The following is a 21,023-nucleotide window of genomic DNA, read 5'->3' as shown; positions in this document are numbered from 1 at the left end:
TTTTATATTAATGTACCTTACTTTTTCCTATTATAGAATTTCTAAGCAAAAAATCAACTTATACTTCGAATATTTGTACAACCACAAGTGCGACTAAATATTTCTATGTATAAGTTGATTTTTAAGTTAAAACTCTATACGGCATTTCTTAATCAGTAATAACTTCTTTACTCTTAATCTTTTTTTCTAGTTTCGTATTTACCATAGAATAAACTACAGGTACTACCACAAACGTAAGAAACGTAGCTGTCAAAAGTCCACACATCATAGCAACGGACATAGGTCCAAAAAGTGCACTTCCTGAAAAAGCTAGTGGTATAAGTGCTGTAACTGTTGCCGTAGAACTCAATATTATAGGTCTAAATCTTTGGCTTACAGCAAACATACAAGCATCATCTACAGAAAGTCCATCTTCTCTACCATTGTTTATATACTCAATAAGAAGTATGGCATTTCTTATAACAACTCCAATTAAGCTTATTATACCCATAAAAGCTGTAAGTGACAGATTCATTCCAAAAGCATGAAGTCCTATTGAAACTCCTATAAGGGACAGTGGCAGAGAACACATTATTACAAGTGGTTGTACAAATGATTTAAATTGAATAAACAAGAGTACATATATTATTACTAAAATGAGCACACCTGCTACACCAAGGCTTGTGAAGTACTTACTTATCTGAGCCTTTTCACCATCATATATAACTTTTACTGGATCTATACTCATTCCATCTATTTTTTGCTGCAATTCTTTTTCTATATTAACTGAATTATATCCACTTTTAACATCACTGTAAATAGTTACAGTTCTGTCTTCTTTATAATGAGTGATCTTATCTATTTCCGAATTAAGTTTAACAGATGCAACCTCATATAAAGGTATTTTATTCTTGGTAACACTTGATTCAATATATAAATTTTTCAAGTCTCCTACAGATGAAATATTTGTTTTGACCATAATATCATATTCATTACCATTTTTTCTATAAGTAGAAGCCTTATATCCTTTAAGTGCAATATTAATCTGCTGCAGGACATCTGATTTTAATAAACCAAGTTGTGATGCTCTATTTTCATCTATATCTACTTCATATTCATAAGTCTTTTTAGCAGCATCATCTCTTACATTCATAGTCCCAGGTATATTTTTTAACTGCTGCTGTATCTTTTCAGAAACCTTCTGAATCTGATCCAGGTCATCTCCAGTAAGTCTCAAACGTATCGGTGCACCTATAGGCATGGCTTCCTCAAGTTGTTTTACTGTAGCTGTACCTCCTGAAATGTTGTTATCTATTTGATTTTGTACATATTCTACTAACTCCTGCCTAGTTTTAAATCTATTTGTCTTCTTTAAATCTACTTTTATCATAATTTGGGCCGTGTCATCAGCAGGCGCAACTGTAGGAAGTGTTACATAAAACTTAGGCATACCACCACCTATAGCCGAAGTATAAGCTGTAACTTCTTTTTGCCGTTTTAATATACCTTCTATTTGGTTCACCAACTTGCTAGTACTTTTTATATCTGCAACTTTTTCATTTGAGACATCTATATATATCATATTTTTATCTACATAAGGGAAGAGCTGCATTCCGAGAGTTTTAATTAAAATCAATGCCACTGCAAAAACAGCTAATGCTGCCCCAATAATAGTTTTCTTGTGCTTAAGTCCATATTTTAAAAGATTCTCAAACATCATACGAATTGGATTTTCCCGTTTGCTCTCCTTACTCTTTCTAAAAAACAAAGAAGACATAGCTGGTGTTACAAACAACGCACATAAATAAGAACAGATTACACATATTATAACAACCTGCGGCAGGCTCTTTAAGAACTTTCCAACAACTCCTGATATTGAGAGCAAAGGTAAAAAAGCTCCTACAATGATTAAGGTGGAAGTAAATACTGGTACAAATAGTTTTTTTATTCCATTAAATGCCGCTTCATTCCTTCCCATACCATCATCTATTCCAACCTGTATGACATCTCCTATTACTATAGCATCGTCAACGAGTATTCCAAGGGCTATAATAAGTGCCGTAGTTGACATCTGTTCAACTTTTATTCCAAGAGCATACATAATAGCAAAAGTCATGCAGATTGATATAGGTATAACTGCAGATACTACCATTGCATTTCTAAAACCCATACCGATAAGAACAGTTATGATTACAAGTATTATTCCATCCCTAAGATTCTTCATAAAAAATGAGACAGAATCACTTACATCCTTAGGTTGAAAAGTAACTTCATCTATTTTGAGATCACTTGGCATTCCCTTTTTTATTGTATCTAATTTTTTCTTTATATCCTTTCCTATTGGAATTATATTTTTATTTTTTTGAAAATACGTTGCAAGCAATACTGCATTTTGAGCATTGTCAGTAAATTTATAAGTTGAATCATCATCATAGTCCATATATACTTTTGCTATATCTTTAATTCTTACCATTTCACCCGTACTACTTGAGACTCCTACAACAGTATTTTCTATATCATGCAGTGAACTAAACATCCCCGGCGTATTTACCTTTATCTTACCCGTAACCAAATTTAAGGAACCCGATGGTATATCTACATTTTGTGCCTTTAATACAGAACATACATCTGCTACAGATACTTGATATTTATTTATTTTATTCCAATCTATATCTACTTTTACTTGTCTATCCTGCTTACCCTTTACATCTATCCTAGAAACACCTTCAGTATCACGAAGCTCCTTCTTTATATCATCAGCATAATCTCCTAACTGTTGATAAGAATAATTATTACCTGATATGCTTATTATGCTACCGGCTGTTTCTGTAAGATTAGTATTAATTTCACTATCATTACATCCACTTGGAAGGTCAGATTTTAAATCCTTTATCTTATCTCTTAAATCTCTCCAAGATTTATCTTCATCAGCATCATTGTTTAAATAGAGTATAACTATTGATGCATTGCTTTCCGAATAAGATTGTACATAGTCACATCCATCAACTTCCTCAGCTTTCTGCTCAACCTTTTTAGTAACCAACTTTTCTATATCGCTAGGTGAAGCACCTGGATAAACTGTAGTAATCATAGCTGCTGGAGATGCAACATCTGGGGTTTCCTGTTTTGAGATTCCACTATAACAGTAAAAGCCACTAACTATAATTATAGCCACTAGAAATAATACAATTTTTTTATTTTTTATAGCTGCTTTAATTAATCCCATATTATATTCTCCTTCTATTTAACTGTAACTTTATATCCTGATTTTAAGTTCTTCATTCCTTGAACTATAAGTTCATCTCCATCTTTTAGACCATCTACTGAAACTTTATCCTCATCAGTATCACCTAAAGTTATATTTTTCTTAACAGCATGTCCGTTCTCAACTACATAAACATAATCTTCCCCATCATTTAAAACTGAACTAATTGGAATGGATATAGAATTCGTTTGACCCATGTCTATGTAAACTGTTGAAGTTTCACCTACATAATATTTACTGGCATCTATAGCCGTAGACAGCTTGATTTCAGCACTATATGTTCCAGATTTACTATCTGCCATTTGGACTATATTTATAATTTCTCCTTGTGCTTTATCGTCTCCAATATTTACTTGCGCCTTTGTCCCAACTTTTACTTTCTTTACATCATCTTGAGATAGACCTACTGTAATAACTTGATTTTCACTTCTAAATAATATTACAGGGCCACCTGCCTGCTGCATTTCTCCTTCTTTACCTAACACATCAACAACATAACCGTCCATATCTGCAGTCATAGTAGCATCATTAAGTAAACTTTGTTTTGAGTCATAGTCAGCTTTTGCTGTATTTAGCTGATCTAGGGCTGCTTGTTTATCTTCTGGCCTAGATCCATTCTGAAGCTGCTGTAGACTTTGCTGGGCACTGTTTAATGCATTCTGAGTACTGTCTACCTGAAGTTTTGTATCATTTAACTGTTGATTTGAAATAGCTCCCGATTGATTTAATTTGATATATTTATCATATAAATCCTTATAATAATTATTGTTATCCTGTGCATTTTGTACAGCTATTTGAGCTTTATTTATATCTTCCTGCTGTGCTCCGTTTACTGCTTTACTATATTGTGCCGAAGCTGTATCCATTTGAGATTTAGCAGCTTGTACTGCAAAATTCAAATCAGTTTTATCAAGGTCTGCTAACTTTTCACCTTTTTTTACATGCTGGCCTTTTGATACATATATCTTTGAAATTTTAGCTGAGCTCTTAAAAGATAATTTTCTAACTTCACTGCCTCCTGTTAATCCTTCATATTGGAGTGTCATAGGAAAACTTCCGCTTTTAATTTCAGCAGTTTTTACCGGATAACTTCTAGCAGTAGTCTCTTTTTCTTTACTCTTTGAAAAAGCTGTAAAATACGCTGTTAATGCAATAATAACTACAACAACTAAACAAATAATAGGTACTTTTTTTCTTGAAACATCATTAGGTACCTTTTCTCTTATAACATTAAGAACTTTGTTTGGCATAATGCACCTCCTAATATAAGAATGATGAGTCGCGACCGTGTGGTCAATTCAATAAATTATACCACCTACGTACTTTTACTGTCAATACTAGAAAACTTTTTTATAAATGTTATAATTATTATTGAGACGATTACACAATTGGAAGCCGATTACTTAAATTGCATTAATTATAAAATTAGGGGTGATAACCTTGCCTAATAAAACTTTTTTTAATTTACCTAAAGAACGGCAGGAAGAAATTATAAAAGTATCCATCGATGAATTTGCAAATCACGATTTTGATTCATCTTCTTTAAATAGAATTATAACTAATTTAAAAGTTGCTAAGGGAAGCTTCTACAGATATTTTAGTAACAAAACAGACCTATATATCTTTCTTATTGACTATACTTTAAGCAAGCAGTTATCTTATATAACCAACTTTAAACCAGAAGAAGAGCATTTAGATGCCCTAACGTTGTCAAAAAAACTTGTACTACATGTATTGGAATTTGATTTTATGTATTATAACTATGCTAGCTTTCTTTTTCATGCCTGTAAAAGTAAACAATTTAAGTCATACTTACCAGTAAATCGAAAAGAATTTATAGATATAATAGATATATTTCAGGATAAAAAATTGATACGTAGGGATTTAGATAAAAATATTATGATATTTTATATATTTAGAAATATGGTACTTCTCAGGGATTTCATTATGGAAAGACTCAATATACCAGAAGTGGAATTTTCCAAAGGGTATGCGGCATATAAAAAACATGAAAAATCTATAAGTGAAATCACAGAAAAATATTGTGACTTACTACTAAATGGGATAAAGCAAAAATGACTTATACATAATAAAAGATATATAAGTCATTTTATATACGTTAGGCAGTTAATTATGTTTTGGCTCCTCTCCAAAATACTGATAATAATAACATTTTAATTTGCCATTATATAGTTTCCTATTCTTATCTGATTTTTTTCCAAAATGTTTTTCAAATCCATCATGAGCGATTATTATAAAATAAGACCAATTTTGAAGTTTTGAAAATACACTGCCCATATCCTCATAAAGTTTCTCCACTTCTTTGACATCTCCAAGTCTTTCGCCATAGGGTGGATTACTTATTATAAACCCATATTTCTTTTTTGAACTGAAATTTTGCACAGGAATTTTTTGAAATTCAATTTGTTCTGCCACTCCTGCTTTTTTAGCATTATCTTTTGCGGTTTTAATTACCCAGCCATCTATATCTGAAGCTAAAATTTTAAACTCTTTATTATTTATAGAATTTCTAGCATGCTTTCTCAAATCCTCCCATAAATCATGAGGAATTATACCCCATTTTTCCGACACAAAGTTCCTATTTAAACCTGGTGCTATATTTTTTCCTATCATAGCAGCTTCAATGGCAATAGTTCCAGAACCACACATAGGATCTACGAGTACTCTAGAAGGCTCCCATTTGCTCAAGAGAACTAAAGCTGCTGCTAAAGTTTCTTTCATAGGTGCTCCACCTGAGTTTTTCCTATATCCCCTCTTGTGAAGTCCTTCGCCGGAAGTATCCACAGTTAAAGTTACTATATCCTTTAATATTGCTACTTCTATTTTATATTCTACTCCATCTTCACTAAATTTCTCTCTGTTATACTTTTTTTTCATAGATTCAATAACAGCTTTTTTAACTATTGACTGGCAATCCGGCACGCTATGTAGTTTCGATTTTATAGATTTTCCAGTTACATGCATAAACGCATTTTCAGGCATTATGCTTCCCCAATCTACAGCAAGTGTTCCTTGAAAAAGTTCTTCAAAACTTTCAGCTTTAAATTCTGACATTTTTATAAGTACCCTGTCTGCAGTTCTAAGCCACAGGTTACAGGTAACTATATCCATCTCATCTCCAGGAAAAGTAACTTTACCATTTTCCAATTTTAAATCATCATATCCTAAGTTTTTAAGCTCTTTAGCCACTACAGACTCAAGTCCAAAAGTTGATGTGGCAATTAAAGTATAGTCCATATTATCCTCCTAAAGTTATATGTATAAATCTAGCTTTCCTTTACAAGTTCTATAGTTATTATATCAAATGTAGTTCTAATTTATATAGGAACTCAAACTTTCGCACATATAAAATTTTGACTTAATATAAAAAACTTGCGAAGCAAAGCTTAGCAAATTAAGAATTAATAATGAAAAATTAATAGTGAAAGATGATTTTTAGCTGTCGCAAAAAATCTTTAAATTTATATAAATCAGCAATGTTTCGCTTTAGCAAAACGAGTGGTGAAAAGCTTAATCAAAGATTTTTTGTAGTGTAACGGAAAAAAATCCACATTAACTATTAATTCTTCATTCTTAACTATTAATTTCTAACTTAAATACTAATCTTACACAATATATTTACTGCAAAAACAGTTATCATTTCCATCTACGTTTTTTGCAATATACATTGCCTTATCAGCCTTTATTATAAGTTCATCAATACTTTTGCCATCCTGAGGATAAAAACTAACTCCAGTACTAAGAGATATATTTATTTTATTACCACCTAAATTTATAATTCTCTTTTTAGTATTTATAATCCTAGAATGTATTATTTTATAATTATTAAAATTTTTTATATCTGGCAGCAATACTAAAAATTCATCTCCACCAAATCTAGCAATTACATCATTTTTTCTCGTAGCTTTCTTCAATATATCTGCCACCTTGGCGAGAACGTTGTCACCAGTCGTATGTCCATAGGTATCATTAATACTTTTAAAATTGTCTACATCTATGAACATTAGCCCTAACATATTGTTATTTCTACGGCAACTGTCAAGTATTTTCTCTGCAATTTCATAAAATAACACCCTGTTTCCCAACCCTGTTAATTTATCATAATAAGCCAAATTTCTAATAACTTTTTCTTTATCCTTTAGTTCTTTATTTAAAAGAAATAATTTATTGATATATAATTTTAATTGATTAACTCTCTCAAATTCATTGGTAACGTTAATAAACTCCAAAAATAGGAACCTCGATTTGCCTTCTTCTAACTTGCTTATCTTTAAATTAAATTTTCCATTATCATTAACTAGATCCTTATGCATGGTGGCTGAAAAAAACAGTCTATATTCATTATTCATTAAAGACTTTATAGATTCATTAAAATAATTTCTATTAAAACTTGGTAGTGCTTTATAAATACTTTTACCTATAATATATTTTGTTCCAATTCCAGTTATATGTTCCATATAACTGTTCCAAAATAAAATTTTAAATTGCTCATTTAAAATTACTACTCCTTCATTAACATTATCCAGAGCATCAAATAAAATTCTATTCATAAAGTTCATCCCTTACTTTATCAATTTTTTTCATCAATTCATTTAAGGATTTTAATGTTAAATCAATTATTACAGCACCCTCTATTTCCACATCATCTATGAGAAAAGTTATGTATAAAACCAAGGTATACATATAACTTTCATTTTTAATGTCTTTGCTAAAATCTATTACATTAAATACTTTTACTTCCGGTAAAGTATATGTTAAGTTGATATTTAAATAGTTCCCAACTTCACCTAAGATACAATTTAAAATTATATTTCCTATTTCTTTAACAGTATCAAAATCTATGTCTGTAAAATTCATATCATAATATTCACTATTTTCTTGTTCCTCGTTTAAGCAAAGATTTATAAAAGTTCTCATTTTTTTAGCCGGAAAGATTAAATTTGCTTTTCCTTTTAATTTTTTTTCAAAAGAAATAGAAGATACCATTAATGTTCCATCTATTTTATCAGGTAAATATCCATTTATTTTAAATTTTTCATCTTGAGAATTTAATATTTCTATATTAGGAACATCTAACAAAATCTTTTTATTTGTTATTTCCGAAAGAATACTTGCAGCCTTGCCAATACTAATATTAAATAATTCCCTTAATATATCATATCTTAAGGCATTACTATTCATTTTTATCATTCCTCATTTTATCACATATGAACTTTGCTTTTTCCTGATTAAACGGTTTATTTATAAAGTACATTATGTTATATGATTCCATATCTTCTCTTACGTTTTTTTGTACATCTGCAGAAATAACAATTATTTTACAACTAGCATCATATTCTTTTATTAATTTTATCAACTCTTTACCATTTACATTTGGCATCAACAAATCTACAAATACATAATCCGGTTTAATTTCTTTGTATTTGCTAAAGCCTTCTCTTCCATCACTTGCAAAAAAGAACTCAGCATTATCCAAAAAACTTTTTAATAAATTAGATATTATCTTTTGAGAAAAGTTAGAATCATCAACAATTAGAATCTTTAACATAATAACTTTTATTCCCCCCAGTAACCTTAAAATAAAAATAAAGCCAACAATTAATAAACATTATTAATTGTTGGCCGGGTGCACTACTAGCTTTAAAATTTCCAAGTGCCCAAATAGCGGAAATTTTTCATTGCTTCCAACTATTATTAAATTATATTCATTTTACTATCAAATATAAATAAAGTCAAATAACACTAATAACACCAATATCTTAATTAAGCTCTAATATATTCCTAAACTCCACTATATCTCTACTTAGTTTGTCCGATGACTACCTGCTCTAATACTCCCACGCACTCTGTGAAGGCGACTATCACCAAATCGAAGATTTGGGATATCTGCTTTTCTCCAAGTTGGAGTAAAGAGCAGCTACATCTCTGGATAACGATTTCCCCTAAAGGATAACGCATTCTAAGTGCTGAAGCACTAAGAATCCTGTTAATAAGCATCAGGTGGAGTCAAAACTCCACCTGATGCCAAGAACTCTGTTTATCATTACCTTTTATCATCTTTGTTATATTGCAGAGCAGCTTTGCCTTCGTCACCAGTACTTATTCGTATAACATTTTCTACATTATATACAAATATTTTTCCATCGCCCATTTCTCCAGTGTGGAGAACCTTTTTAGCAGTTTCAATAACTTTCTCTACAGGTACTTCACAAACTATTATCTCTACTTTAACTTTAGGCAATAAATTAATATCCATAGTTAACCCACGATAATATTCTTTATGACCTTTTTGCATTCCACACCCTAAAACATTCGTAACAGTCATACCTGAAATTCCTATATCTCCTAATGCTTGTTTCAGCTCTTCAAATCTTCCTCCAGAAGTAATAATATCAACCTTAGTAAGTTTGTCTCCCATTATTTTACCTCCTTTAAACATATATTTACTTTCATAATACAGCTTATGATGTTTTATGAAAATTAACTCTCTAATTCAATTCTTATTTTAAACTAGAGTTCCCTTTCTTACAATAAAATAGTCAATTGTTAAATATTCATTCCTCCATAAGCTTCTTCACCATGTTCTGTAACATCAAGTCCAATCTGTTCATCTTTATCAGTTACTCTTATTCCACTTACAGATTTAATTACTTTAATTATTATAAATGTAACTATTGCAGAATATACAACACTTGCCAGAACAGCTGTAAGTTGAATTAGAACCAATTTAGGATTCCCATGTATAAGTCCACTCGCACCGGCAGAGTTTATTGCTTTCCATGCAAATATTCCTGTAGCAATTCCTCCCCAGATTCCTCCTATACCATGACATCCAAAAGCATCAAGTGCATCATCATATCCAAACTTAGATTTTGCAAAAGTAACAGTAGTGTAACAAATAGCTCCTCCTATTAATCCAATAAGTATTGAAGCTAAAGGACTTACAAAACCTGCGCCTGGAGTTATAGCTACAAGACCTGCAACTATTCCACTGGCAACTCCAAGAGAAGTAACTTTCTTTCTATAGAAGAGTTCACAAACACTCCAACTTATTGCTGAAGCTGCTGCGGAAGTATTTGTAGTTATAAAAGCATTTACTGCTACATCATTTATAGCAAGTGCACTTCCAGCATTAAATCCATACCAACCAAACCAAAGTATTGCCGCTCCTAAACATGTCATCGGCAAGTTACTAGGTTTTCCTACATTTTTCCTTTTACCAAGCATGAGTGCTGCTACAAGTCCGGAAATACCTGAACTAATATGAACTACATTACCACCTGCAAAGTCTAAAGCTCCGAGATTTTTAAGCCATCCACCTGTTCCCCATACCCAGTGAGCAATAGGATCATAAACTAAAGTTGTCCAAAGTAAAACAAATGCTACCCAAGGCATAAATTTCATTCTTTCTGCAATGGATCCTGATATAAGTGCTGGAGTTATTATAGCAAACATAAGCTGAAACAACATATATACTTGCTGTGGAATAGTAGCTGCGTAATCTACATTTGGTGCAAATCCAACTCCTTTTAAACCTGCAAAATTAAAGCCACCTATGATTCCCCCAATGTCTGTGCCAAAACATAATGTGTATCCTATAAGTATCCATTGAATAGATATAACTGCTAAAGCTGAAAAACTATGAAGAGTGCTGTTTAAAGTGTTTTTTCCTCTAACCATTCCTGCATAAAATAAGGCCAGTGCTGGAGTCATTATCATTACTAGTGCTGCGCTTATAAGTACGAAAACTGTATCTGCTCCATTTACTCCGTACATAAAAATACCTCCTTTTAAAAAATAATTATGAATTTTGTAAAACTTATATATATAATACTAATTTTTAGATAAATTATCAATAGTAATATCAAAATTTTAATAATTTATTATAAATAGTGTATTTTTATTAACAATTGCAGAATTTGATTCATTAATATGCGTATAAGAATTTATTCCTATATATTTCAGTATTGTATATAAAATTAAGAAATATACTAATCATTATCAATGAATATTATAAGTTAAAATTATTCATTTTAATTGTTAAAAAATTATTTTTATTTAATGAATAATTACTAAATTTTATTATAAAATTTACAGGAATTATTAAAATTTTGTAGAATATATTATACAATAATAATTTAAAGTGCTTATAATATATAAATAAATTTTATCTATGCTAAAAATCTAAACTGTATTATTTAGCAAAAGGGGGCAGCTTATGATAAAATTAAAATTAATGTATTCATTAAATAAAAAAATCAAAAATCAATCTAGACAGGTATTTGAAGGTATATCAAAAGGAAGAAAAAAAGCGTTAGACAATTGGTTTAGGGATAAATGGATGCAGCTTGAGAATACAGAAAATATTATAAAAAACTTTGATGAAGATGACAGTAACTTACTACAGGAACTGGATAAAAAATTAAATCAATATGATGATTTTTGTGAGCTATTCATATTAGATGAAAGTGGAAAAATATTAAGTTCTACTTGTAAAAAACATATAGGTATTGATATGAGTACTTTTCCTAATTATAAAAGCGGCATAAAAAATGAAAAACTCATGTATGGTCCTTATGAGGATGCGTTTACTTTAGACATAGATTTATCCAAAAAGAAATTTGCAGATGAAGTAACTTTACTTTTTTCTACACCTTATTCAAATTGTTCCGGTAACAAAAGAATACTTTTAGGACGAATACTCAATGACGATATGAGTAATGTAATCCAGGATGAAGATACTCATATATACAAGGATTCCGGTGATAATTATTTATTTATGGTAAAAACAAACAGAGATATATTACCTGGAACTGCTATATCCAGAAGTAGATTTGAAGATAATACTTTTACTAAAGGAGAAAATCTTAAAGATGGTGTAAGGACTTCTAAAGGAAGTATTGTTAAAATTAAAAAACATACAGAATTTGAAATAAGATTTACAGATCCCGAAACAGGAGATCTACACCAGGGAGTTAAAAATACCATTAAAAATGGTGAAAACCTAGACACCTGGCCAGGCTATCCTGACTACAGGCATATACTTGTAGGCGGTAAAGGTACCCTTATAACTCCTCCTTACAGCAATGAAACCTGGGGCATGATGTGTGAAGGGGACATATCAGAAATATATAACTTTAAAAGTATAAATCTAAGAATACCTATTATAATATCAATTGCTTCAGCTTTGGTTATAGCTATAAATAGTGCAATTTATTCTTTAAAACCCGATGCTGGAATCATATCCTCCATACTAGCATGGTGTATACTTACTTTAGTAAGTTATACAGTGTCACAAAAATTAGTGGTAAAACCATTAAACAGGACTGTGGATATACTTCACATGATAGCTGAAGGTAAAGGAGATTTAACAAAAAGAGTAGACAAACTTTCTTACGATGAAATAGGTGAACTTTCAAGATGGTTTAACAAATTTATAAATAATCAAATGTCTATGATAAAAAGAGTTGGTATTTCTTCTAAAACATCAAAAGACTCTGTTGAAGTAGTTTCCAATTTGACTAATGCAGTAAAGGATAATATGAATACAGTAGCTAAAACTGTTAATGGTCTGGTAGATGTTTCTCAAAAGCAAAATAATGTGTTTCAAGGTACTAAAGAACACTTTAATAATCTGTCTGCATCAATACAGGAAATGGATACCCTCATAAACCAGGTTACAGACAAGATTGTAAATACTAGTGATCGTGCAGTAAAAGCCAATGATTATTTTAACAGTATACTTAACTCTATAAATGATCTAGAAAAAGCTATGAAAAAAACCCTTACTAGGATAACAGTACTTCGAGATCATTCAAATGCTATAACCAATGCAGTTACTACAATAAACAGCATCAGTAATCAGACTCAACTCCTAGCATTAAATGCCACTATAGAAGCAGCAAGAGCTGGTGAAGCAGGAAAGGGATTTGGAGTAGTAGCTGAAGAAATATCAAAATTAGCTGTTGAAACAGAGGACGCAACAAAATCCATAGGTACCTTAGTTGTCAATATTCAAAATGAAATTAAAAATACTTTCCATGAAATTAATGAAATTGGTTCTAAAGTTGAAGGTTCTACAAGCAGTGTAAAGGATAGTATAGGTACTTTCAAATATATTATAGGAAACATAGAAGATATAAACAAAAAAATGGACAATATATTCCAAATAACTAATAAAGAAAGCGAAGATGTAGATAACATGGTTATAAATATAAATCAAGCTGCAGATGAAATAAATATAAGAACCGTTAAAGGTACTAACAGCAGTGAAGAATCCCTAAATTTACTTGAAGAAATACTGAGCAAAACAACAAGGCTAAAAGAAATAAGTGATACTTTAGAATATTCATCTGACAACCTTCAAGAGATGGTAGGTGCATTTAAGATAAATTAAAAAAACAGATTCATGAACATTTTACTTTCATGAATCTGTTTTTATGACTTATTTTTATATTTTAAATTGACTTACTATATCTGTAAGTTTTTCTGCAAGTTCTGCCTGACTCTGAGAAGAACCAGATATATCTGAAATAGCCTTAGTAACCTCATTTACACTACTGGAAATTTCCTCAGATCCAGCCGCAGACTCCTGTGCAGTAGCTGCTGCACTTTGAATACCACCATTTACCTCAGATACTATCCCGCTCATCTGTTTTGAAGCTACAGCAATCTCCTCTGACATCTGATTCATAAATTCTGCATCCTTTTCGTACTGCAGTCCTGTATCCATTAGAATTTGATAATTTGGTTTAACACTATTTGATATATAATTTAAAATTTCTTTGCCGCTGTCAGACAAATTATTAAAAGCATCTTCCACCGCAAGTACCATTTTATTTATGTTTCCAACTGCCTCTGAAGATTCTTCTGCCAATTTTCTAACTTCATCTGCAACTACTGCAAATCCCTTGCCATGCTCGCCTGCACTTGCAGCTTCAATAGCTGCATTTAATGCTAGAAGGTTTGTCTGCTCTGCTATATCACCAATAGAAGCTGCCATAATTTTAACTTCTGAAACCACTTTGCCCTTTTCAATAGCCTTTATAATATCATCTCTTCTTTTATTATATATATCAGTACCTTCTTCTATACTTTGAGCTGCCTTTTCCTTTATGTCCACAGCACGTTTTTTTATTTCTGTTGAAGATTTTGTAGCTTCATTTGCCTTTTGGGTAAGTTTATGTGTATTTTGTTCCATTTTTTCACAAGAGGCACTTATCTCTTCTGTAATCCTACTTAAATCTTCAGATCCATCTGCTATTTGTGAAGTAGACTCATTTACAGACGTCATCATAGAAGAGATTTCCTCCGTAGTAGCAGATAACTCTTCACTAGAAGCACTTATATTCTCAGTACTTTGCGTTATCTCAGTTATCAAATTTCTAATATTTTTATTGGCCTTACCTAATTCTCTAGCTATAGTTCCCATTTCATCTTTACTCAATGCCTGAATAGATTTACTTAAATCTCCCTGACTTATAGCATCTGTAAATTTCAAAATATTATTTGCTTCTTTTGAAATTGATGAAGCAATCTTATTTCCTAAAAAGAAAGCCGCAACTATTCCAATTAGAGTAATTATCATTATCATATACAATGACTTATTATACGTAGCTGTATTTTCAATGTTCTTATTATCAGCTTCCTTTACTGCACTTTCACTTAACTGCTCGATAGTAGCGGTCAATTTACTTCTATAGGTAATAGCTTCTTTATTTAAATTTGCTGCTTCATCATATTTTCCCTGACGCATAAGCTCTACAATCTTATCACATATGCTCCTCCAGTCAGTTAGCTGACTTTCTAACTTAGATAGTAAATTCTTTTCCTGTAAAGTCAAACTAGAGCTTTTATATTTATTAAGCAGACTATTATCTTCATTTTGATAAATGGTTATGGTCTGCACAGTATCCTCAACTTTATTCTTATCCCTGCTTTCTACAAGATTCATTAATTCTAGACGATGATGCATTATATCGGCATGAACCTTATCAAGATTTTTAACATTTTGCAAGTTAACACTGTACATACTACTTGAAGCTTTATTTATTCTATACATATTTAGTGTGCCTATTGTTCCTACTATTACAACAAATAAAATTACTGTAAAAAAACCTATAACCTGTTTTTGTTTAATTTTTAAATCATTAAACCATCTCATATTATTTCCCCCTCGTAAGATATTAAATAACTTGTCCTAAATAGCGTAAAATTTAAATATATTACTAAATTTCCATCTTAATAAATAATGTAAATTAATATTATATTATTTAAATAGAACTATTGCTTACAAATATGGAAATTATTAAATTGTAAAAACAAAACTTCACACCTATAGATTATAGATGTAAGGTCGGTTGTATCATTAACTCCGTATATGTCTGATACCCAAATTACGGCATATATATCATAGTTTCCTTTACATTGTTAATAATATTAACACATATATATACCTTATTCAACAAAATTCTGCTTAAATTTATTGAATTCTTATTTAACTTTCTACTTCTCCAACCCTAGCCCTACTCTTAGCTGTAAAAGAAAAATAGGATCCAATTAATATGAAGCATATACCTATGACAGTATTCATAGGTATTTTTTCACTTAAAGCAATTAATGCAAAAATAGGTGCAAGCGCCGGTTTAATAAAGAAAACTATAGATGCTGTGGTTGCTGAAGTCTCATCCATAGCCATAAAATAAAACATATATCCCAATCCTGTTACTACAATTCCTAAAAATATTACTGGAATTATATTAGCAGCACTTATTCCATAAATAATTGGTATATGAGACATAAAACTTAAACCACCCTTAGGATTTATTATGCTGCTAACTACTGGAAGATTTGATAATAATATAATTAAAAGCATAATAACATCTCCAACTAAAAAACTAACACAGTTTAAAGTAATACTTCCATACTTTTCAGATCTCAGCTTTCCAACTACACTATAAAGTGAAAAAGTAACCGCTGCTAAAATAGATAATACTATACCTTTTACATCACTAACTGTACCAAAAGGATTTAGTATGCACACTATACCAACCAGACTAAGTATAATTGATATAATAGTACCTCTATTTAAATCTTCTTTTAAAAACAAATATGCAAACATTACTGTAAATACAGGGTTTGTACTAAAAATTATGGCAACCGTAGATGCCTTTGTAAATGTAATTGCCAATTGAAACAGGGACATACTGAGTACAACACATAAAAATCCTGTACCTAGGAAATAATATAAATCATCTTTTTTAAACTTCATCTTTTTATTTCTCATAGCTTTAATAGTTGGTGGAAATAAAATTAATCCTCCTATTAAAAATCTAAGAAAATTTAATTGCAATGGATTTAAACCCACAGCTAATTTGCCTACGATTTCCATCGTACTAAAAATTACAGCAGCTAAAATAATAAATACGTAACCCACAATTACAAACATCCTTTCATGAAATATTATTTAAATATACTAATTAAAAAACCTTTTTTAATTTTACTTATACCTCCTTTTATTCAACTTATATACTTTCAATTAAAAAACAACATCAAAAAACAGCATTAATATACTTTAAAATATATTAATGCCGTGTTCCTGTCACTTTTATGCAAAGGGATAACTTTACACCATAACAAAATGGCAATTCATTAAATTTATATTTATTTGTCTTCATTACCGCTTTTGGTAATAAGTATATATCTTTCATAACAGTTTGTCAACGATGCTATTATAGCTTTTTTAGCGATTCCGAAATAATTATCAGCAATATCTTTTACCATATCATCTATATCATTTATGTTTCTACCAGCCAGCAATTTTTTTATATATTCTCTTGCTGTATTCGTTACAAGTGTACACTCTATTTCATATATTTCCCCTGTAACCCTATCTAAAACAGCTGTCATTGCAATTTCAGTATAAACTTCAGTTGCAGTTATTCCACCTGGAAGTTTTGCATAACCACTAACAAATATCTTATTTCTTTTCAACTCACTTATCTCCTAAACTTTAATATTGATGAACCTTTATGGCAAAATTTCTAAACAACACCATTATATCATATTTATCGTAAAAAAACTTTAGATATGAACTCTTCTAAATCTTAAATTTTTGTACCATTTCGCTGAGTTTTTGTGAAAATTCAGCCTGACTTTGTGCAGTCAAAGCTACCTGATCTATTGCCTTAGTTGTTTCACTAACACCAATTTTTATATTTTGTGCATTTTCACTCGATTTCTGTGAAGTTGACGCCACATTTTGAATTGCATCGCTTACTTGACCAACTGTAGCAGTAAGTTCTTCCGACATAGATGCTATTTCTTCCGACATCTTACTTACAAAATCTGAATCCTCACTATAGTAATCTATTATGCCTCTAAGTTGATCAATTTTTCCATATATCTCTTCATTTATGAATCTTAACAAATCACTACCATTTTCAGATAACTTTTTAGATGCATCCTGAACCTTTAAAATAGTATCCTGTATACTTGCTACAGCATTTTGGGATTCTTCTGCAAGTTTTCCTACCTCCTGTGCAACTACCTCAAAGCCTTTTCCCTGTTCTCCTGCCCTAGCTGCCTCTATAGATGCATTTAGTGCAAGCAAATTTGTCTGTTCTGCAATACCTGAAATAGTATCTGCCATAACCCTTATATTCTTAACAACCTTTCCATCTTCAATTGCCTGCAGCATATTGTTTCTCTTCTCTTTGTACAAATTTTGTACCTGATCCATAATTTCTTTTCCATCTTCTTTACCTTTGGTTGACTTCTCTTTTGCATTGTTTGCATTATTGCTTCCCTCTATTGCTTTTCCAGATAACTCATTGATGCTTGAATCTACTTCTTGTATAGATGCAGATATTTGTTCTGATGATGCACTTGCATCTTCAATTTCAGATGTTATATTTGTTACTGCATTGTCTATTTCTTGAACTTTGGATGACAATTCTTCTGATGTAGAAGAAAGTTCTTCACTAGATGAACTCATATCCTGTGAATTATCTATTATTACCTTTATAAGTTCTTTGATATTCTTCTGGGCTTTTATAAGTGCTTCACTGGTTTTACCAAATTCATCTTTTCTATCAACTTGATACTCATGGGTTAAATCAAATTTTGATAAATTTTCTGCAAAATCTAATGTTTCCATTAGTGGATTATTTATATCCCTTGATATAAATAACCCAAGACCTATTGCAATTAGTAAGCCTATTATCATTAATATTATCATAGATCTATTTGAATTTATATATAATAAATGGTTATCTACATTAGATGCCTTAGCAATATCATTATTTATACTTATAAGTTTTTCAAGGTTGCTAAACATTTCCGTTTTATAACCTATTAATTCTTCATACTGCCTTACTATCTTATCATTATTTGCCGTATCTACAGATTTTACAACGTTTTCTCTTAACGTTCTATATTGATTAAGTTGACTTTTAAATGTAGGCCATATTTGCTTTTCTTCATCATTCATGGATAACTTTTCATAACTAGAAATATACTTATCACTTTCAGCTTTATTTTGTTGAATATCTTTTTCTAGATCATCCTTTTTAGAATTATCCTTTACATACACCAACTGTAATATATCAGACTCAGCCTGTGTCAAATTTTGTTTCATATCTGTAAGCATGTACACACTCTGAAATCTATTGCTGTACATTTCCTGAGAATTTGTATCCGCAATTCTCAATGAATTTATACCTATAATTCCAACAATAACAATTAATATAGATATAATAAGGAAACATAAAATTAATTTTATCCTTACTCGCATATTTTTAAAAAAAGCCATATATTATCTCCCCTTTCATTCCCCTATATACTATATATTACAACAATACCTAATAAAATCCAAATGACTAACATAACATTTATAACTATCATATACTACCTTATAAGAATCATTATATTAAGAAGGAATTATATGAGTATATTGAATCCTAAAAAACTTTCAGTGGAATTTAGAAAAGGAATTACTACTACGGAGCCTATTGTACCCAGACACTACACACTTACCCATTCTGATATAACTGCCGAGCTTTTTTTGACTATTGGGCTAAGCTATGCCTATGATAAAATTAATCCTACGAGAGATGAAGTTCTTGGTAAATGGATTAAAAAAAGTAAGAGCTACTCTTTTTATATACATCTATATGTAGGTGGGGCATTCAGCCCAAGGGTTATAACTATGCGAAATTATATATTTAGACGTGAATTACCTCTTGCCTTAGAAGCTATTAGATATGGAGATAAAGAATTTTTTAGTGCACATCCTGAATTAGATAATTCTCCAATAATAGTTTACTTTATGTCAACTATTTCCGAGTTTAATAAAATAGAAAACTGGGGAACTTTTTCAAATTACAATATTAGTAAACCTTCCAGCATATAGACATCTCTTATTTTAATTGTAGATGAGGTCATTGCTTATATTAAAAGCACAGGACTTAGCATGCTGTTGGTCCTTTTAGATAACTAGTGCTTAAAGATATACTTTAAAAAAGCTTAGCTATATTTTTACAAACTAAATTTAACTAAGCTTTTAATATTCCACTTTTCTCTATATACAACCATATCATCTTCTTTAATACTATATAAAACTTGATGTCTATAGTAATGGGTATAACTCCTTTTCTTCTCTATCTATTCTATCTGATAAGACCTTAAAAATTTGTATTGTATCTTGTTTAAACCCTTCAATATTATTCCTGATCTTATTAGATGTATTATATTTTGATTTATAATTTTCATATGCTTCAGTAACTTTCTTCATTTCTTCACTATACTTTTTACCAAACGTATTCAATGCTTTATCTGGACTGTTTAAAAGATAAGGATACAAGTATTTATCTTCATTTAATAAATGTATCTTAAGTTTGCCAGTAATAGTATTTATATTTTGAGCAATTTCATGTATGTTTTCATCTACAGTACACTTTTTAATATTATTCAATATATAATTAGCCAAATCCATTACTTCGCTATGCTGCCTTTTTAAACTTACTATATCCATATTCTTTCCTCCTTAGAATTGATTTACTATTAGTTTATCACTGAAAAATTATAAGTTCAGTATCATTTGTTACCATCCTTTTTAACTTATTTTAATACTTATTTACTAAATTTTACAAATGGAATTGATTTAAGTATACATTAAAAATATACTTAAAGTATACTTCTCTTAACAGAGTATATAATTAGATATATAGAAATTTTAAAGGTGGCAAACTGTATTTATAATTGAACCATAGACTACCATACAATGCCCCTCCACACATAAAAAATAGGACTAAGGTATTTCAACTCCTTAATCCTATTATATTTCTATGTTAGTTCCTCATATCCTACATTCTGCAAACAGAAATGCTGATATTATCATCTAGTAGTTTTCTGCTGAATCATATTCTTTACTTCTTCTTGTGTTAAACCGTCAGCATTAATAACAGGAACTTTTGTAGAAGTATCACTAAAACCCATCATATCTGTATTATATCCTGCTGTAACAATTGCATCTAAATTTTTGCACTTTGAAACATTATTCTCAAGATCTTCTCCTAAAATTTGCACTGAATATCCTTGAGAATTTAGATAATCTGCCATTCTAGACAACCCTTTTTCCACACCAATGTTTTTCATATGTTATCACCTCATATTTATTTTTCCACTCATAGGTGTGGATATACATACTTATCACGTTTATTTTAATAAAAGTTGTTTGTTTCATAATGGTGTATTATAA

17 protein-coding genes and 1 riboswitch are annotated in these 21,023 nt (G+C 30.3%); of the genes, 3 read left to right on the top strand and 14 right to left on the bottom strand.

Annotated elements, in window-relative coordinates:
• Positions 1–148: 148 nt before the first annotated feature.
• On the bottom strand, positions 149–3,205 hold the full coding sequence (locus B5S50_RS12990; RefSeq protein WP_217302022.1) for an efflux RND transporter permease subunit: 3,057 nt from the start codon (positions 3,203–3,205) through the stop codon (positions 149–151).
• A gap of 14 nt (positions 3,206–3,219) precedes the next feature.
• Complete coding sequence (locus B5S50_RS12985; protein ID WP_217302021.1) at positions 3,220–4,494, bottom strand: efflux RND transporter periplasmic adaptor subunit; 1,275 nt, start codon at positions 4,492–4,494, stop codon at positions 3,220–3,222.
• Positions 4,495–4,675: 181 nt separating this feature from the next.
• Between B5S50_RS12985 and B5S50_RS12980 the strand changes: the two genes are divergently transcribed.
• A complete protein-coding gene (locus tag B5S50_RS12980) occupies positions 4,676–5,323 on the top strand; it encodes a TetR/AcrR family transcriptional regulator (protein ID WP_242872151.1) in 648 nt (215 codons plus the stop codon).
• Positions 5,324–5,371: 48 nt separating this feature from the next.
• Here the strand turns inward: B5S50_RS12980 and B5S50_RS12975 are convergent, their stop codons facing one another.
• From B5S50_RS12975 to B5S50_RS12950, 6 genes are all read right to left on the bottom strand, one after another.
• A complete protein-coding gene (locus tag B5S50_RS12975; protein WP_217302020.1) occupies positions 5,372–6,502 on the bottom strand; it encodes a class I SAM-dependent RNA methyltransferase in 1,131 nt (376 codons plus the stop codon).
• Between the two features lie 368 nt (positions 6,503–6,870).
• A complete protein-coding gene (locus B5S50_RS12970) occupies positions 6,871–7,815 on the bottom strand; it encodes a sensor domain-containing diguanylate cyclase (RefSeq protein ID WP_065079063.1) in 945 nt (314 codons plus the stop codon).
• Positions 7,808–8,446 (bottom strand): chemotaxis protein CheC, encoded by a 639-nt coding sequence (locus tag B5S50_RS12965; protein ID WP_065079062.1) that lies wholly within the window; start codon positions 8,444–8,446, stop codon positions 7,808–7,810. The genes B5S50_RS12970 and B5S50_RS12965 overlap by 8 nt, the downstream gene beginning before the upstream one ends.
• Positions 8,439–8,813: a response regulator transcription factor gene (locus B5S50_RS12960; protein ID WP_065079061.1), complete on the bottom strand. Its 375-nt coding sequence runs from the start codon at positions 8,811–8,813 to the stop codon at positions 8,439–8,441. Before B5S50_RS12960 ends, B5S50_RS12965 begins: the two co-directional genes overlap by 8 nt.
• Before the next feature lie 63 nt (positions 8,814–8,876).
• Positions 8,877–8,960, bottom strand: a riboswitch (cyclic di-GMP riboswitch).
• A 348-nt stretch (positions 8,961–9,308) separates the two neighbouring features.
• On the bottom strand, positions 9,309–9,683 hold the full coding sequence (locus B5S50_RS12955; RefSeq protein ID WP_217302019.1) for a P-II family nitrogen regulator: 375 nt from the start codon (positions 9,681–9,683) through the stop codon (positions 9,309–9,311).
• A gap of 128 nt (positions 9,684–9,811) precedes the next feature.
• Positions 9,812–11,041, bottom strand: coding sequence for an ammonium transporter (locus tag B5S50_RS12950; RefSeq protein WP_217302018.1), 1,230 nt, complete (start codon positions 11,039–11,041; stop codon positions 9,812–9,814).
• A gap of 442 nt (positions 11,042–11,483) precedes the next feature.
• Between B5S50_RS12950 and B5S50_RS12945 the strand changes: the two genes are divergently transcribed.
• Entirely contained in the window at positions 11,484–13,661 is a 2,178-nt protein-coding gene (locus B5S50_RS12945; RefSeq protein WP_217302017.1) for a methyl-accepting chemotaxis protein, read from the top strand.
• A 54-nt stretch (positions 13,662–13,715) separates the two neighbouring features.
• On the opposite strand, the gene B5S50_RS12940 is transcribed toward B5S50_RS12945, so the two are convergent.
• The 4 genes from B5S50_RS12940 to B5S50_RS12925 all read right to left on the bottom strand — a co-directional run bounded on the left by B5S50_RS12940 (position 13,716) and on the right by B5S50_RS12925 (position 19,076).
• Positions 13,716–15,428, bottom strand: a complete 1,713-nt coding sequence (locus B5S50_RS12940; RefSeq protein WP_217302016.1) for a methyl-accepting chemotaxis protein — start codon at positions 15,426–15,428, stop codon at positions 13,716–13,718.
• 333 nt (positions 15,429–15,761) lie between these two features.
• On the bottom strand, positions 15,762–16,700 hold the full coding sequence (locus tag B5S50_RS12935; RefSeq protein ID WP_083985732.1) for a DMT family transporter: 939 nt from the start codon (positions 16,698–16,700) through the stop codon (positions 15,762–15,764).
• Between the two features lie 227 nt (positions 16,701–16,927).
• Positions 16,928–17,257 carry a DUF3870 domain-containing protein gene (locus B5S50_RS12930; RefSeq protein WP_065079051.1) on the bottom strand — a complete coding sequence of 110 codons (330 nt, stop codon included), beginning with the start codon at positions 17,255–17,257 and terminating at the stop codon, positions 16,928–16,930.
• Between the two features lie 106 nt (positions 17,258–17,363).
• Complete coding sequence (locus B5S50_RS12925; protein WP_217302015.1) at positions 17,364–19,076, bottom strand: methyl-accepting chemotaxis protein; 1,713 nt, start codon at positions 19,074–19,076, stop codon at positions 17,364–17,366.
• A gap of 132 nt (positions 19,077–19,208) precedes the next feature.
• On the opposite strand from B5S50_RS12925, the gene B5S50_RS12920 reads away from it, so the two are divergent.
• Complete coding sequence (locus tag B5S50_RS12920) at positions 19,209–19,676, top strand: staygreen family protein (protein WP_217302014.1); 468 nt, start codon at positions 19,209–19,211, stop codon at positions 19,674–19,676.
• A 216-nt stretch (positions 19,677–19,892) separates the two neighbouring features.
• Here the strand turns inward: B5S50_RS12920 and B5S50_RS12915 are convergent, their stop codons facing one another.
• Together B5S50_RS12915 and B5S50_RS12910 are read right to left on the bottom strand one after the other, a co-directional pair.
• Positions 19,893–20,297, bottom strand: coding sequence for a hemerythrin domain-containing protein (locus B5S50_RS12915; RefSeq protein ID WP_217302013.1), 405 nt, complete (start codon positions 20,295–20,297; stop codon positions 19,893–19,895).
• Between the two features lie 362 nt (positions 20,298–20,659).
• Entirely contained in the window at positions 20,660–20,920 is a 261-nt protein-coding gene (locus B5S50_RS12910; RefSeq protein WP_065079047.1) for a YkuS family protein, read from the bottom strand.
• Positions 20,921–21,023 lie beyond the last annotated feature (103 nt).

Origin of the sequence: Clostridium sp. 001, from assembly GCF_019056555.1 — a bacterium.
Taxonomy (GTDB): domain Bacteria; phylum Bacillota; class Clostridia; order Clostridiales; family Clostridiaceae; genus Clostridium_B; species Clostridium_B ragsdalei.
The sequence above is the reverse complement of the archived record's forward strand: the minus strand, read 5'-3'. Positions and strand labels throughout refer to the sequence as shown.

Bases quoted from the DNA above. Each gene is read 5' to 3' on its own strand.
- B5S50_RS12990 (WP_217302022.1), bottom strand. From the start codon at position 3,205: ATGGGATTAATTAAAGCAGCTATAAAAAATAAAAAAATTGTATTATTT.
- B5S50_RS12985 (WP_217302021.1), bottom strand. From the start codon at position 4,494: ATGCCAAACAAAGTTCTTAATGTTATAAGAGAAAAGGTACCTAATGAT.
- B5S50_RS12975 (WP_217302020.1), bottom strand. From the start codon at position 6,502: ATGGACTATACTTTAATTGCCACATCAACTTTTGGACTTGAGTCTGTA.
- B5S50_RS12970 (WP_065079063.1), bottom strand. From the start codon at position 7,815: ATGAATAGAATTTTATTTGATGCTCTGGATAATGTTAATGAAGGAGTA.
- B5S50_RS12965 (WP_065079062.1), bottom strand. From the start codon at position 8,446: ATGAATAGTAATGCCTTAAGATATGATATATTAAGGGAATTATTTAAT.
- B5S50_RS12960 (WP_065079061.1), bottom strand. From the start codon at position 8,813: ATGTTAAAGATTCTAATTGTTGATGATTCTAACTTTTCTCAAAAGATA.
- B5S50_RS12955 (WP_217302019.1), bottom strand. From the start codon at position 9,683: ATGGGAGACAAACTTACTAAGGTTGATATTATTACTTCTGGAGGAAGA.
- B5S50_RS12950 (WP_217302018.1), bottom strand. From the start codon at position 11,041: ATGTACGGAGTAAATGGAGCAGATACAGTTTTCGTACTTATAAGCGCA.
- B5S50_RS12945 (WP_217302017.1), top strand. From the start codon at position 11,484: ATGATAAAATTAAAATTAATGTATTCATTAAATAAAAAAATCAAAAAT.
- B5S50_RS12940 (WP_217302016.1), bottom strand. From the start codon at position 15,428: ATGAGATGGTTTAATGATTTAAAAATTAAACAAAAACAGGTTATAGGT.
- B5S50_RS12925 (WP_217302015.1), bottom strand. From the start codon at position 19,076: ATGGCTTTTTTTAAAAATATGCGAGTAAGGATAAAATTAATTTTATGT.
- B5S50_RS12920 (WP_217302014.1), top strand. From the start codon at position 19,209: ATGAGTATATTGAATCCTAAAAAACTTTCAGTGGAATTTAGAAAAGGA.
- B5S50_RS12915 (WP_217302013.1), bottom strand. From the start codon at position 20,297: ATGGATATAGTAAGTTTAAAAAGGCAGCATAGCGAAGTAATGGATTTG.
- B5S50_RS12910 (WP_065079047.1), bottom strand. From the start codon at position 20,920: ATGAAAAACATTGGTGTGGAAAAAGGGTTGTCTAGAATGGCAGATTAT.